We start from the raw sequence: 13,698 nt of genomic DNA, 5'->3' as shown, positions 1-13,698 counted from the left end.
AAAGCTTTTAGTTATCCTCTTCGTCTTCGTCCTGTTTGGTATAAACTGTTCTCTTTCTGGCCATTTCATCACTTGCCAGATATTCGTCGTAGGTAGTGATCTTGTCGATCAGGGTTCCATTTGGAAGGATCTCCATAATACGGTTTGCGGTTGTCTCGACAAACTGGTGGTCATGACAGGAGAAAAGAGCCACGCCGGGGAATTTGATCAGTCCGTTGTTCAGGGCAGTGATGGATTCCATGTCGAGGTGGTTAGTTGGCTCATCCAGGATCAGGCAGTTGGCACCGCTGATCATCATTTTGGAAAGAAGACATCTTACCTTCTCACCTCCGGAGAGAACCTTTACCTTTTTCACACCGTCTTCTCCGGCAAAAAGCATACGTCCCAGGAACCCACGGACATAGGTAACGTCCTTGATGGGAGAGTAGCCGGTAAGCCAGTCTACGATCGTATAATCATTGTCAAATTCTTCTGTGTTGTCCTTGGGGAAGTAAGCCTGGGAAGTGGTAACTCCCCATTTGTAGGTACCTTCATCCGGCTCCATTTCACCCATAAGGATCTTGAAAAGAACGGTTTTGGCCTGTTCATTTCCGCCTACAAAAGCGACCTTGTCATCGTGTCCGAGGATAAAGGAAATGTGATCCAGTACCTTTTCGCCATTGATGGTCTTGGTCAGATTGTCAACAGAAAGAACTTCATTTCCGATTTCACGTTCCGGACGGAAATCAATATAAGGATATTTTCTGCTGGAGGGTCTGATCTCATCCAGCTCAATTTTTTCCAGTGCACGCTTACGGCTGGTAGCCTGCTTGGATTTACTTGCATTTGCAGAGAAACGGGAAATAAATTCCTGCAGCTCCTTGATCTTTTCTTCCTTTTTCTTGTTGGCTTCCTTCATCTGCTTGATCAGCAGCTGGCTGGATTCATACCAGAAATCGTAGTTTCCGGCATAGAGCTGGATCTTGCCATAGTCGATGTCTGCGGTATGGGTACATACCTTATTTAAGAAGTAACGGTCATGGGATACAACAATGACTGTATTTTCAAAATTGATCAGGAATTCCTCAAGCCATGCAATCGCATCCAGATCCAGGTGGTTTGTAGGCTCGTCGAGAAGAAGGATATCCGGATTTCCGAAGAGGGCTCTTGCAAGGAGAACCTTTACCTTTTCATTACCATTCAGATCCTTCATCAGGGAGTAGTGGTACTCTGGATCAATACCAAGACCGTTTAACAGGGTAGCGGCATTGGATTCTGCCTCCCAGCCGTCCATTTCTGCAAATTCAGCCTCCAGCTCGCTGGCACGGATACCGTCCTCATCGGAGAAATCTTCCTTGGCATAGATGGCATCCTTTTCCTTCATGATCTCATAAAGGCGTTCATTTCCCATGATAACAACATCCATAACAGGATATTCGTCATATTTAAAGTGATCCTGCTCAAGAACGGAGAGACGCTGTCCTGGTGTGATCACGATTTCACCGTTTGTAGTTTCAAGCTGTCCGGAGAGGATCTTTAAAAAGGTAGACTTTCCGGCCCCATTGGCACCGATCAGTCCGTAGCAGTTGCCTTCGGTAAATTTGATGTTTACATCTTCAAATAATGCTTTTTTTCCAACTCTGTAGGTTACATTGATTGCCTGTATCATATCAAAACCTCATTTTCTTTCATAACTGTTGATAAAGTCACCTTATTCATTATACATAAAAATGCCGGATTTTCAAGGAAAATAAGCACTGGAGGGAATTTTTCTTTTCTGTTCCAGACAGGACAGAGTGATTTTTCTGCACTGAGATAAAATGGTTATGCAAGAGGAAAAAAGAGTTGACAGACAACCTGTATTTTGATAATCTGTAAACATAAAAGAATCTGTTTATCTTTTTACTTTTAACTGTGCATATCGCACACTTGGCAGTTTCTGTCGCATTACACATATTTTTATCATGAATAGGGCAGGAAGTGTGAAGAATCTTTTGGCAGACTTCCTGCAGAAGGGAAGGTATATGACAAAAGAAAAACAAAGAATTAATGCAGAGGAGGTTGTTTCCAATCTCAGTGATTTTGCTCTGTTTCTGACTGTTATGAAGAATAGGGAGGCCTATAGAAATACACTGAGTATTATCATGGATGAGCCGGAAATTGAGATTGAACAGGTCAAGGTGGAAGAAGTTATTTTGAATAAAAGTGGTAAGAGGGCAATCCGTCTGGATGCATGGGCAAAAACAAAAGATCAGAGGATTTTTGATATGGAAATGCAGAATGAGGGACATCAGGATTCTATGCCAAAGAGATCCCGGTATTATCAGGGAATGCTGGACAGGCCGCTTCTCAGATCAGGGAAACGTACCAGATACAGGGATTTGCCATCTACAACGATTATTTTTATTACGCAGGAAGATATTTTTCAAAAGGATTTAGCCAGATACACATTTACAGAGCAATGCGAAGAAGTGGCAGGACTGAAACTGGATGATGGCATCACTAAAATATTTCTGAACATGACCAGTAAAAAAGGTTCCCCGGAGCTGATCAGTCTGTTACAATATATGAAAAATACGGATATAGATAATCCGGAGATTGAAGTGAAAGATGAAAGACTGTTGGAACTGGATCGGATTGTGAATGAAGTGAAAGAATCGGAAGAGTGGGAGGCAGTAAAGATGGATATTCTGGACGTAGGAATTCAGCGGGGAATGGAACTTGGACGCAAACAGGGCATCATAGCATTAATTGAGACCTGCCATGAGTTTGAACACACGAAAGAAGAGACAGTTTCTTCTATTATGAAGAAGTTTGAACTGTCTGAGGAAACAGCAAGGAATTATGTAGAAAAATACTGGAAGGAATGACCATGAATTAGGTAAAGAGGGAAAGACACACAAAGGTGAGACTTTCCTTTTCTTTATTTAGAGATAAATGAGATTTTCATTTTCCCAGATGGTTTCTGCATCGAGATCCAGATCATCCGATCATGATATGCCGTAGCCACCCTGATCAACTTTCAGCTTGGAAGAGAGGACAGGATCAGAGGGCAATATCTGAAATTGTGGAAGAGACTGAAAAAGATCCTGCAGATTATACTGGATAATTTCACCAGTAAGAAAAACAGCTTGAAATAGGGCTACCTTAACCCACTGGCTTTAGACGGTGGGATAAGGTAGCCTAAAGTGGTGGCTTGTGCTATACTTGCGTTATGGGAACATGGTCTATAATTGATGTTTCATGGTATGAGCTGACAAGACAGTTAGGGTATAAGGCAAAATGGAATGGCAGGAAATACATCAAAATAGATACATTTTATGCCAGCAGTCAAATATGTTCTGCTTGTGGGTATCAGAATTCGGACACGAAAGATTTGTCGGTGAGGACATGGATATGTCCGAAATGTGGAGCGGAACATGACAGGGATATCAATGGTGCAAAAAATATACTGGCAGAAGGACTAAGGCAAATAGCATAAGAAAAAGTAATAAATAGGGCAGGGACTGCCCGAATTAACGCCTGTGGAGATAGTAGGTTACGAGGTCGATTGAAGCAGGAAGCCCATTGGCTTAAGACAATGGGTAGTTCACTTTTATAAGTCAAAGAAAAAAGTTAATGAAGTTTGGATTAAAAAAAATACTTTTGAGTTAAGTAAGATTATACTTTATAAAAATATTATATAAGGGAGTCTGAATATGAAATTAAATTACAAAAGAACCGTACTCATTGGTCTTGCCTTTCTCTCCATCTGTGCCTTCTGGCAGATGTATGACAGCATTATCCCGCTGATCCTGCAGAATACCTTTGGTATAGGGGAGACACTGACAGGAGCCATCATGGCAGCAGACAATGTACTTGCCATTTTCCTTCTGCCTCTTTTCGGGGCACTGTCAGATAAGACAGATACAAGGTTTGGCAGGCGTATGCCGTTTATCGTAACAGGAACTGTGCTGGCAGTGATCTTTTTAATGCTTCTGCCAATTGCAGATCGACAGGTCAATGTAGTGCTGTTTATCGTTTCGCTTTTTGCCCTGCTGGTTTCCATGGGATTATACAGGTCACCTGCAGTCGCACTGATGCCTGACCTGACACCTAATAAGCTGCGAAGCAAGGGCAACGCCATCATCAATCTGATGGGTGCCGTAGGCGGCGTTTACACCCTGATCATGATCAAGCTTCTGGTAGGAAAGGGTGACAGACCGGACTATATGCTGCTGTTTGTCAGCGTGGCAGCACTGATGGTCATTTCCGTAGGAATTCTGGTGATCACGATCTCTGAGAAAAAGATCGAGGCAAAGGTCGCAGCCGAGATCAAAGCCTATGAGGACAGCACCGGGCTTAAGGTAGAGACTGAGGATACGATCGAGGAAGAACAGCTCCTTGAAGCTGAGAAAAACAGCAGTGATGAAAATAAGGGAAAGACAGTGAAAATGCAGATGTCCCCGGAGGTAAAGCGCAGTATGGCATTTCTTCTGACTTCCATTTTCCTCTGGTTTACTGCCTACAATGCCGTAACAACAGCCTTTTCCCGTTATACGAAGGTAGTATGGCACCTGGAAGGAGGCGGCTTTGCTGACTGTCTTATGGTAGCTACGGTGGCAGCGATTTTAAGCTATGTGCCGATCGGAAATCTGGCGGGAAGGATTGGCCGGAAGAAAACCATTCTTGTAGGAATCGTACTGATGAGTATCTGTTATTTCGCTGCGATCTTTGTTGGTCAGTATCATGGACTGGTCAATGTGGCCTTCGCCGTGATCGGTATTGGCTGGGCAGCGATCAATGTCAATTCCTATCCCATGATCGTTGAGATGAGTAAAGGCAGTGATATCGGTAAATTTACCGGAACCTATTATACATTTTCCATGGCGGCACAGATCCTGACACCAATCCTTTCCGGATTCCTTCTGGAAAATGTTTCCTACAGGACACTGTTCCCTTATGCTTTTGTGTTCTCAGTGCTTGCCTTTATCACCATGGCACAGGTGCGGCACGGGGATGCCAGACCTGATAAAAAGAAAAGTCTGCTTGAAAATTTTGACGTAGATGATTAAGATGGAGTCTGGGACGAAAGTCTTAAGACAGGAAAGGAAAAATCCAATTACAGTAAGATAACTGGACAGCATAAGAAGAATGACAGCAATATACGTGATACTGATTGTGGCAGCCGTGCTGGTGCTGCTGTATTTCCTGATGATCATGCCAAGGCTCACAAGGCAGCAGGACTGGAAGCAGTTCCCGAAGGTTTATTATGCGCACAGAGGTCTGCATGACAATCATACAGAGGCACCGGAAAACTCCATGGCAGCATTTAAAAAGGCTGTAGCAGCAGGATACGGGATCGAACTGGATGTGCAGCTTACTAAGGACAGGATCCCGGTAGTATTTCATGATTTTACCCTTCAGAGGGCGACAGGAAAGTCGGGGAAGGTATGCGAATATACCTATGAAGAGCTGCAGGAATTTCCACTGTTTGAAAGTGAAGAGAGGATCCCCAAATTTGAAAATGTACTGGCAGTAGTAAACGGAAGGGTGCCGCTGATCGTGGAGATCAAGCTGGAGTGGATGGATCTGATGGTCTGCACACTGACGAACCGGGCACTTGCGGATTATAAGGGTCAGTACTGTATCGAGTCCTTTAATCCACTGGCACTGATGTGGTACCGCCGTTACCGGAATGATGTACTGAGAGGCCAGCTTTCTGATGGCTTCCTGAAGACAGGGGAGTTTAAAGGACCATTATATTTTATCCTGCAGAATCTGCTCTTAAACTGGATGACCAAGCCGGACTTTGTAGCTTACGATCATAAATATGCAGATAACCTGTCAAGAAGGCTTTGCAGAAAGTTGTATCATAACATGGCAGTGGCATGGACGATCAAGAGCCAGAAGGAGATGGAGGAAGCAGAGAAGAGCTTTGATATGTTCATTTTTGATTCCTTTATTCCAAGAAGAAAGCGTCCCAAATAAAAACAGGGTAAAGGCAGAGCAGAATTTTGACAGCATATGTCAGATTTGTGCAAATTTAATAAAAAAGAGTGCAAAACACCCTTTTCCATGGTATAATTTACCTATCAATGCAGTCGCTGGGGAGCTGCGTATATCCAGCAGCTCTGGTGAACTGTAAATATGGGTGATTAAGGGAGATTACTATGGGAAAATGGGTGTATTCTTTTGAAGAGGGGAACGCAGGCATGCGCAATCTTCTTGGAGGAAAAGGTGCTAATCTGGCAGAGATGACCAATCTTGGCCTGCCGATTCCGCAGGGCTTTACGGTGACGACAGAAGCCTGTACCGATTACTATGCCAGCGGCAGACAGATTTCTGATGAAGTCAGGGAACAGATCTTTGCCGCACTGAGCGAGCTTGAGAAAAAGCAGGGAAAGAAATTCGGAGATACGGAGAATCCGCTGCTTGTATCTGTGCGTTCCGGTGCAAGAGCATCGATGCCTGGTATGATGGACACGATCCTGAACCTTGGACTTACTGATGTGGCAGTAGAGGGCTTCGCAAGGAAGACAGGCAATCCCAGATTTGCCTATGATTCTTACCGCCGTTTTATCCAGATGTTTTCAGATGTTGTTATGGAGATTCCAAAGTCCTATTTTGAGAGAATACTGGATGAGATCAAGGAGGCAAAGGGAGCTAAATTTGATACGGATCTGACAGCAGAGGATTTAAAGCAGGTGATCGTCCGCTTTAAGACTGTCTATGAAGAAAAGATGGGCAAGGCATTTCCACAGGATCCGGGAGAGCAGCTCCTGGAGGCTGTAAAGGCAGTATTCCGTTCCTGGGATAATGAAAGAGCAATTGTTTACCGCAGAATGAACGATATTCCGGGAGACTGGGGTACTGCAGTCAATGTACAGGCCATGGTATTCGGAAACATGGGCAATACCTCCGGAACCGGTGTTGCCTTTACCAGAAATCCTTCCACTGGTGAAAAGGGAATTTACGGCGAGTACCTGATCAATGCACAGGGAGAGGATGTTGTAGCCGGAATCAGAACACCGCAGCCGATCACAAGGCTGGAGCAGGATCTGCCGGAATGCTTTAAGCAGTTCATGGAGATCGCAAACAAGCTGGAAGACCACTACAGAGATATGCAGGATATGGAGTTTACCATCGAAGACGGCAGGCTGTTCTTCCTGCAGACAAGAAATGGAAAGAGAACCGCTCAGGCAGCACTTCAGATCGCCTGTGATCTGGTAGATGAAGGCAAGATATCACCTGAGGAAGCAGTTCTTCGGATTGAAGCGAAATCACTGGATCAGCTTCTGCATCCTACCTTTGATGCCGAGGCACTGAAGGAGGGTACTGTGATCGGACAGGCGCTTCCTGCATCTCCCGGTGCGGCAGCAGGAAAGGTGTATTTCACGGCGGCCGAAGCCAAGGCAGCCCATGAAAAGGGAGAAAGAGTGGTACTGGTCCGTCTGGAAACCTCACCCGAAGATATCGAAGGAATGCATGCGTCAGAAGGTATCCTGACAGTCCGTGGTGGTATGACAAGCCATGCTGCAGTCGTAGCAAGAGGTATGGGAACCTGCTGCGTATCCGGCTGTGGTGATATCAGTATCAATGAAGAAGATAAGGTATTTGAGCTGGGCGGACACGTTTATCATGAAGGAGATTATATTTCTCTCGATGGTTCAACCGGCAAGATCTACGATGGTGATATAGAGACTAAAGAAGCGTCCATCAGTGGCAACTTTGACCGTATGATGAAATGGGCAGATTCCTTCCGGAAGCTGCAGGTAAGAACCAATGCAGATACACCAGCGGATGCTGCCAATGCTGTGAAGTATGGCGCAGAGGGTATCGGACTCTGCCGTACAGAGCATATGTTCTTTGAAGAGGACAGAATTCCCAAGATCAGACAGATGATCCTGTCAAGAACCCTGCAGGAAAGAGAAAAGGCATTAAATGAGCTGATTCCTTATCAGAAGGGAGATTTCAAGGGCTTATATGAAGCAATGGAAGGAAGACCGGTTACGATCCGTTTCCTGGATCCCCCACTTCATGAGTTTGTTCCTACAGAACAGGATGATATCGATGATCTGGCAGTAAAGATGATGATGACTGCGGAAGAAGTACAGGAGATCTGTGATTCCCTGCATGAGTTTAACCCGATGATGGGACACAGAGGCTGCCGTCTCGCAGTAACCTATCCGGAAATCGCAAGAATGCAGACAAGAGCGGTTATGGAGGCTGCAATCGAGGTCAGGGCAGAGAAAGGCTACGATATAGTGCCTGAGATCATGATCCCACTAGTAGGAGACAGGAAGGAACTGAAATTTGTCAAGGATGTTGTGGTAGAGACCGCAGAGGCTGTGAAGAAAGAGAAGAATTCCGATATCCAGTATCACATCGGTACTATGATCGAGATCCCAAGAGCTGCACTCCTTGCCAATGAAATTGCAGAGGAGGCAGAGTTCTTCTCCTTTGGAACCAATGACCTGACACAGATGACCTTTGGCTTCTCCAGAGATGATGCCGGCAAGTTCCTTGGTGATTATTATAAGAACAAGATCTATGAATCTGATCCTTTTGCAAGACTGGACCAGAAGGGGGTAGGACAGCTTGTTCAGATGGCAACCGAGAAGGGCAGAAGTACCAGACCTGATATCAAGCTTGGTATCTGCGGTGAGCATGGGGGAGATCCTTCTTCCATCGAGTTCTGCCATAAGGTTGGACTTACCTATGTATCCTGTTCACCTTACCGTGTGCCGATAGCCAGACTCGCAGCGGCGCAGGCTGCTATTAAACAAAAGTAGGCTATCGTCCCGTCAGTGGAAAACTGAACAGACCTATCGTATGTACGGTGAGGATGCTCGTCATCCTCACCGTATTCTTATTATTTGCATATACTTTGACTATTTTATATGCAGAAAGCGTTTAATAGTCCTTGCTCAGCAGAAAATCCGCCAGATGCACGATCTTGACACCGTTGATGTTGCCTGCGGCCAGTTCGTCCATCGTCACCACATATTTCGGGTAATGGTCTTTGATTTCAAGCAGGTTTGCGACTTCACGGTCGGATTCCTCCGGCAGATTGCGGCACACCTGCACATAGATCCGCTCGTCCCGCCGCACGGCCACGAAGTCGATCTCCTTGGTTGCGTTTTTGCCGATATACACATCATAGCCCTTCCACCGAAGCTCGAAGTATACGATGTTTTCCAGCATTGCGGCAACGGATTTTGGGTTGAAGCCCATCATGCAGTATTTGAGGGAAGCGTCCTCAAGGTAGAACTTCTCCTGCGTTTTGAGGACAGTCTTGCCCTTCATATCGTACCGCTGGCAGCGGTAGATCACGAACGCCTTTTCCAGCCATTCCAGATAATTATAAACTGCTTCCACCGAGAGGGAGCGCCCTTCGCCTTTCATAAATTTCACGATGGCGTTGGCAGAAAAAGTTTTTCCGACATTCTCCACGACATACTTCACCACACGGTTGAACAGGTCAAAGTTCGTGATATTGTGCCGCTTTGTGATGTCACTGGTGATAACGGAATTGTAGATGCCCTCGACGATCTGATAGGATGAACGCTCATCGAAATTTCCGAGCGCAACGATGGGGAAACCGCCCATGCGGATATATTCGTTTAAAAGCTCTTTTGGCGTGCGGCCGCTGTCCTTCTTAAACTCCAGATATTCGTCAAAGGACAGCGTAAAGACAGGGATGGAGATATAACGCCCCGTCAGATAGGTGGAGATCTCACCGGACATCAGCTTGGAATTGGAGCCGGTCACATAGATGTCGGTATTGGCATCCTCCAGCAGAAGATAGTAGCGTTCACCGTCGGTCATTTTCTCTTTAATGTCACGATACATCTGCTTAGCTGTCATGCTGTCGTCCAACTCTTCCGAGGTATAGCGCAGATGGATCACATGGTCTGACGCAATGCCGCTGCCGAGCAGATCGTCTTTTAACATATCCAAAATGGTCGATTTCCCGCAGCGGCGGATTCCGGCAAGAACCTTCACCAGCGGAACATCCCGATAGGTTTTCAGTATATCCAAATAGTAGGGTCTGCTCTGCACCGCTTTCGTCGTACTTATATCGCTTTGATTTTTTTGAAATACGCCACGGCATTGGTATGTCCGCGGAAGTAGATGTGCTGCCGCTCCATGTCCTCCATTTGGAGGGCAAGGTTCAGATAGTCTACATACGCCCGATGCTCCTCTGCGGTCATGCGGATCTCGCCGCTGCCCTCTTTCATGTTGTCGATGACGGGGTATTGCGTTTTCAGCTTGTCCATACGGTCGGAAAGTATATTGGTGAGAATATGAAGAGCCGTATGTGGGAAAGCCGCACTTACGGTTCTGTGAGGGGCTTACATGTGGGGTGTAAGTCTACTTGACTGTTTACTTGACGAGGAAGAACGAGAACCCTTGCTTGAGACATTTGACGGTGGCTTATTTTTGTTCTATACTTCAAGTAAGTGGAAACTAACTGTGTGGCTCGATATGGATAGAAGGTGGGATCATGGTATTCAAAACAATAGGTGACAAATCAAATCCAGTTATCCTTTTTTTTCACGCAATGGGGGTGACTGGGGAAAGCAGCATGCCAGTTGCAGAGAAAATGGCAGATGAATTTTATTGCGTTATGCCGACGTCAACAGTGTATTTGTTCCGGGCAGAAATATCGCAGTAAAAAAGACGAGGTACAGCAAATTATACGATTCCTGGGAAAGCAGGGAATCAAAGAGATAGAACTTGTAGTTGCATCTTCAATTGGTGCAGATCTTGCAATGGCATTCCTGACAGATGCAAAAATACCAGTGAAATATATATTTTTTGATGGCGGACAGTTTGCGCAGATCGGAAAGGGGACTCGCAGGATTATGGTTCCGTTTTTATATCTGGTAATTAAAAGCTTGTACTGGTCAAAAGGAAAAACATTGAAAAAAATCATGTGGTGCGATGACGAAAAAATCAAGCCTTACTTTATAGCTGCGGGAAAGAATCTGACATATGGAAATCTGAGAAGGCAGTTGACAGACAGCCTGGAAGATAAACCACTTCCGAAGCTGTCAGAAGAATTGCAGAAACATACATTCTGGGAGTTCGGAAGTAAAGAAGAACATTTTAAATACAGAAATGCAGTTATGCAGACCTATATATACGGTAATTTTCCGGTTTTTGAAGGATTCAACCATATGCAGTATCAGATCTGGGAGCCGGAAGGATTTGCGAGAATGTTGGAAACGATTATTGAGACAGGTAGATTACCCAACCCGGTTGTTAAGAAGGCGTAGAAAAGGAGAAACTGATAATGGTTATTCTTACAGAGCAGATAGAGATTCCGGCTTCCTATGAGAAAATGGAGGCATGGATCACTAACTTTGAGGAAGAGTTTGTGAAATGGAGTCCCTACCATATCGAATGCAATCTCTATAACGGGAACTATCAAGTGGGAAACAAGATCCGCTTCCGCGAGATTGTTATGGGGCTGGACTATGATGTTACAGGCACGATTACGGAATGTGAACAGGATGAGATCCACTGCCGCATTGTATTTCGGAGCGACAAGAAGACGGCGTTTATCACCTTGGAAGGGAAAAAAACGAAACAGGATGTCATTTTTCTCACACCGAGGCTTTCGGCATGACCACGCCGGCAATTGGGGCAATCATGAACTTCCTGATTTTCAAGGTGTTTTTCAGGAAAAAGGCGAACTGGCAGTTTATACGAGATGATATGATTTTGGATAACAGGTATTTATACGAGATTCTGACCGAAGGAAAATATCCGGAAAGAATCCCACTGGACAAACTGCTGGCAGAATGTGAAACTTGAAAAATAAAACTGCGTCATAGAATTGGTAAGCCATATGCTTCGAACACATGAGTCATATGATGTTAGAATATTGTGGAAAGGGAATTAAATATTTTATAAAATCAGAGAAAGAATTCCCAGAAGAATGTGCCAGAGAGCGTGTGATCATAGGACAGGAATGCATAAAGTGGATCAAGGAAGTGTGGTAAACGCAGGAGATAGTAATATAGATGATAATCCCACGATATGCGAATATTGGGTAGGATTGTGGGAGTGCGTAGCACGAAGCAATCCGTAGGTATCAAAGTCGGAGGCTTTTGACCCAGACATCATTCCATACGAAAATAAAGAGGGGGAAGACCTTGTTGCATAGAAATATTGAAACACAGAAGTATAGTTATTCAGGATTATATACACCATGTTACAGAAAATTTGATTAATATGGTCATATACAGGAGGTAAATAAATAATGAAAGCACATAAATATTGGTCAATTGGAGCAGTAGTTACAATGGTTGGAACTTTTTATACCGGATATAAAGGGTTAAAAGCAGCACACAAATACTTTGCGTTTGGTTCTCTGATATGCATGATGATGGCAGTTTATTCTGGACATAAAATGATTTCAGGCAATAAGAGGACAAGAAAACAGATGGAAGTGAAAGAAGTGGAGGAATAATGTATGTTAGAAGTAGGAACAAAAGCACCGGACTTTGAATTGCCGGATCAGACTGGAGAAATGCATAAATTAAGCGATTATGCAGGCAAAAAAGTGATTTTATATTTTTATCCAAAGGATAATACACCGGGATGTACGAAGCAGGCATGTGGTTTTTCTGAGCGTTATCCTCAGTTTACTGAAAAAGGTGCGGTCATCCTCGGAGTAAGTAAGGATTCTGTAGCCTCTCACAAGAGATTTGAAGAAAAATATGGACTGGCATTTACGCTTTTAGCAGATCCGGAGCGTAAAGTTATTGAAGCATATGATGTTTGGAAAGAAAAGAAAAATTATGGAAAAGTTTCCATGGGTGTGGTAAGAACAACATATCTTATTGATGAACAGGGAGTTATCATCAAAGCCAATGATAAAGTCAAGGCGGCAGATGATCCTGAAAACATGCTTAAGGAACTGCCATAATGAAGATTATATTGTCACCTGCAAAAAAGATGATTGTAGATACTGATAACATAGCACCGGTTGAACTGCCGGCCTTTATTGATAAGACAGCAGAGATATTGAGCTGGATGAAAAGCAAATCAAAAGAGGAACTGAAAATGATCTGGAAATGTAATGACAAGATTACAGAGCAGAACTTTAACAGATTGGGAAATATGGATCTGTATAACATGCTTACTCCGGCTGTCTTATCATATGAAGGAGTTGCTTTTCAATATATGGCACCATCCGTATTTGAAGACAGACAATTTGAGTATATACAAAATCATTTGAGAATATTGTCTGCGTTTTATGGAGTTCTGAAACCGATGGATGGAGTGACACCTTATCGTTTAGAAATGCAGGCAAGGGTCGGAATTGGAGATACAAAAAATCTGTATGAGTACTGGGGAAACTTGTTATACCGTTCGGTAATAGATGACAGCAGGTTTATTATTAACCTGGCATCAAAAGAATACTCAAAATGTATAGAAAAGTATCTGTCACCACAGGATAGATATATTTCGATTATATTTTGTGAATTATCTGAAGATAAAATGGTAACAAAAGGTACATATGCCAAAATGGCGCGTGGTGAAATGGTCAGATTTATGGCAGAAAATAATATTGAAAATCCGGTGGAGATTCAGAAATTTGACAGACTTGGATATTGGTTTCGGTTTGATTTATCATCAGATTCAGAATATGTTTTTGAACGCAAAATGAATAATGATTTAAATTAAAGATGGCATATAACAATGTCGGAAAACCTATATTGT

Annotated in this window: 13 protein-coding genes; 10 read left to right on the top strand and 3 right to left on the bottom strand. The window is 43.9% G+C overall.

Translation table 11 applies throughout. The features are described from left to right. Positions 1-7 precede the first annotated feature (7 nt). The gene (locus tag OCV77_RS03620) at positions 8-1,648 is read right to left on the bottom strand and encodes an ABC-F family ATP-binding cassette domain-containing protein (protein WP_118797654.1); all 1,641 of its coding nucleotides are present in this window, start codon (positions 1,646-1,648) and stop codon (positions 8-10) included. A gap of 355 nt (positions 1,649-2,003) precedes the next feature. Here OCV77_RS03620 and OCV77_RS03615 point away from each other — a divergent pair, with 355 nt between their 5' ends. The 5 genes from OCV77_RS03615 (at position 2,004) to ppdK (ending at position 8,753) form a co-directional block, all read left to right on the top strand. Beyond that, the gene (locus OCV77_RS03615) at positions 2,004-2,849 is read left to right on the top strand and encodes an Rpn family recombination-promoting nuclease/putative transposase (RefSeq protein ID WP_262573425.1); all 846 of its coding nucleotides are present in this window, start codon (positions 2,004-2,006) and stop codon (positions 2,847-2,849) included. A 344-nt stretch (positions 2,850-3,193) separates the two neighbouring features. Continuing rightward, entirely contained in the window at positions 3,194-3,460 is a 267-nt protein-coding gene (locus OCV77_RS16620) for an RNA-guided endonuclease TnpB family protein (RefSeq protein WP_334307695.1), read from the top strand. A 217-nt stretch (positions 3,461-3,677) separates the two neighbouring features. Beyond that, complete coding sequence (locus OCV77_RS03605; protein ID WP_262573423.1) at positions 3,678-5,033, top strand: MFS transporter; 1,356 nt, start codon at positions 3,678-3,680, stop codon at positions 5,031-5,033. Between the two features lie 79 nt (positions 5,034-5,112). After that, positions 5,113-5,949, top strand: coding sequence for a glycerophosphodiester phosphodiesterase family protein (locus OCV77_RS03600; RefSeq protein WP_262573422.1), 837 nt, complete (start codon positions 5,113-5,115; stop codon positions 5,947-5,949). A 182-nt stretch (positions 5,950-6,131) separates the two neighbouring features. Continuing rightward, complete coding sequence (gene ppdK, locus OCV77_RS03595) at positions 6,132-8,753, top strand: pyruvate, phosphate dikinase (protein ID WP_262573420.1); 2,622 nt, start codon at positions 6,132-6,134, stop codon at positions 8,751-8,753. Between the two features lie 121 nt (positions 8,754-8,874). Here ppdK and OCV77_RS03590 read toward each other — a convergent pair whose 3' ends face one another. Then, positions 8,875-10,002 (bottom strand): ATP-binding protein, encoded by a 1,128-nt coding sequence (locus tag OCV77_RS03590; protein WP_331488700.1) that lies wholly within the window; start codon positions 10,000-10,002, stop codon positions 8,875-8,877. 35 nt (positions 10,003-10,037) lie between these two features. Further along, positions 10,038-10,241 (bottom strand): DUF6664 family protein, encoded by a 204-nt coding sequence (locus tag OCV77_RS03585; protein ID WP_262573416.1) that lies wholly within the window; start codon positions 10,239-10,241, stop codon positions 10,038-10,040. 315 nt (positions 10,242-10,556) lie between these two features. Between OCV77_RS03585 and OCV77_RS03580 the strand changes: the two genes are divergently transcribed. The 5 genes from OCV77_RS03580 (at position 10,557) to yaaA (ending at position 13,662) form a co-directional block, all read left to right on the top strand. Beyond that, positions 10,557-11,243, top strand: a complete 687-nt coding sequence (locus OCV77_RS03580) for a hypothetical protein (protein ID WP_262573414.1) — start codon at positions 10,557-10,559, stop codon at positions 11,241-11,243. Between the two features lie 17 nt (positions 11,244-11,260). Continuing rightward, positions 11,261-11,596: an SRPBCC family protein gene (locus tag OCV77_RS03575; RefSeq protein ID WP_262573413.1), complete on the top strand. Its 336-nt coding sequence runs from the start codon at positions 11,261-11,263 to the stop codon at positions 11,594-11,596. Between the two features lie 636 nt (positions 11,597-12,232). Beyond that, complete coding sequence (locus tag OCV77_RS03570) at positions 12,233-12,442, top strand: DUF6219 family protein (protein WP_262573411.1); 210 nt, start codon at positions 12,233-12,235, stop codon at positions 12,440-12,442. 3 nt (positions 12,443-12,445) lie between these two features. Then, the gene (bcp, locus tag OCV77_RS03565) at positions 12,446-12,901 is read left to right on the top strand and encodes a thioredoxin-dependent thiol peroxidase (protein WP_262573409.1); all 456 of its coding nucleotides are present in this window, start codon (positions 12,446-12,448) and stop codon (positions 12,899-12,901) included. Continuing rightward, entirely contained in the window at positions 12,901-13,662 is a 762-nt protein-coding gene (gene yaaA / locus OCV77_RS03560) for a peroxide stress protein YaaA (protein WP_262573406.1), read from the top strand. Before bcp ends, yaaA begins: the two co-directional genes overlap by 1 nt. The last annotated feature ends 36 nt before the right edge of the window (positions 13,663-13,698 follow it).

Origin of the sequence: Suilimivivens aceti, from assembly GCF_025567405.1 — a bacterium.
Classification (GTDB): domain Bacteria; phylum Bacillota; class Clostridia; order Lachnospirales; family Lachnospiraceae; genus Suilimivivens; species Suilimivivens aceti.
The sequence above is the reverse complement of the archived record's forward strand: the minus strand, read 5'-3'. Positions and strand labels throughout refer to the sequence as shown.

What these genes read in the sequence shown, in the direction of transcription:
- OCV77_RS03620 (WP_118797654.1), bottom strand. Translation starts at nt 1,648, where the DNA reads ATGATACAGGCAATCAATGTAACCTACAGAGTTGGAAAAAAAGCATTA.
- OCV77_RS03615 (WP_262573425.1), top strand. Translation starts at nt 2,004, where the DNA reads ATGACAAAAGAAAAACAAAGAATTAATGCAGAGGAGGTTGTTTCCAAT.
- OCV77_RS16620 (WP_334307695.1), top strand. Translation starts at nt 3,194, where the DNA reads ATGGGAACATGGTCTATAATTGATGTTTCATGGTATGAGCTGACAAGA.
- OCV77_RS03605 (WP_262573423.1), top strand. Translation starts at nt 3,678, where the DNA reads ATGAAATTAAATTACAAAAGAACCGTACTCATTGGTCTTGCCTTTCTC.
- OCV77_RS03600 (WP_262573422.1), top strand. Translation starts at nt 5,113, where the DNA reads ATGACAGCAATATACGTGATACTGATTGTGGCAGCCGTGCTGGTGCTG.
- ppdK (WP_262573420.1), top strand. Translation starts at nt 6,132, where the DNA reads ATGGGAAAATGGGTGTATTCTTTTGAAGAGGGGAACGCAGGCATGCGC.
- OCV77_RS03585 (WP_262573416.1), bottom strand. Translation starts at nt 10,241, where the DNA reads ATGGACAAGCTGAAAACGCAATACCCCGTCATCGACAACATGAAAGAG.
- OCV77_RS03575 (WP_262573413.1), top strand. Translation starts at nt 11,261, where the DNA reads ATGGTTATTCTTACAGAGCAGATAGAGATTCCGGCTTCCTATGAGAAA.
- OCV77_RS03570 (WP_262573411.1), top strand. Translation starts at nt 12,233, where the DNA reads ATGAAAGCACATAAATATTGGTCAATTGGAGCAGTAGTTACAATGGTT.
- bcp (WP_262573409.1), top strand. Translation starts at nt 12,446, where the DNA reads ATGTTAGAAGTAGGAACAAAAGCACCGGACTTTGAATTGCCGGATCAG.
- yaaA (WP_262573406.1), top strand. Translation starts at nt 12,901, where the DNA reads ATGAAGATTATATTGTCACCTGCAAAAAAGATGATTGTAGATACTGAT.